General features: G+C 48.0%; 1 protein-coding gene. It reads left to right on the top strand.

Annotation, left to right across the window (positions count from 1 at the left end; all coding sequences use genetic code 11):
- Positions 1 to 510 (top strand): hypothetical protein (locus tag HMPREF3057_RS05275; protein ID WP_257370882.1); only part of this gene is annotated, 510 nt, incomplete at both ends.

Genomic DNA, 510 nt, shown 5'->3' with positions numbered 1-510 from the left:
AGATAAGAATGGCACCCCAGTTACTGCGACATATACCCCAACAGTGACTAAAGTAACACCAACAGGAACTGGCGCAACCAGCACAGGTCCTCAGGGTGTTCCACAAACGGGCACTCCAAGCTTCCAAGGTGGCGATCCATTGGTTCCAATCGATGAAACAGTAGAGCCAACCTTCGAAGACGGAAGCAAAGAGAAATCTATTCCAGGTCAAGGAACTTACACGATTGCACCAGACGGTACAGTGACCTTCACCCCAGAAGCTAATTTTGTAGGAAAAGGAACAGGCGTAACGATTGTCCGCAAGGATAAGAACGGTACTCCAGTTACTGCAAGCTATCGCCCAACAGTTGTAGATCCATCTACTGGTCATGATACGGCTTCTACAGGAGCAAAAGGCCAACCACAAGTGGCAACACCAACGTTTGAAGGACATATTGATTCGACTGTACCACCAACCTTTGAGGATGGTAGCACGACTATGGTTGTTCCGGGTGAAGGAAGCTATACAAT

Source organism: Streptococcus sp. HMSC072D05 (assembly GCF_001815805.1).
Lineage (GTDB): Bacteria > Bacillota > Bacilli > Lactobacillales > Streptococcaceae > Streptococcus.
This window is presented reverse-complemented; position numbering and strand designations above follow the sequence as displayed.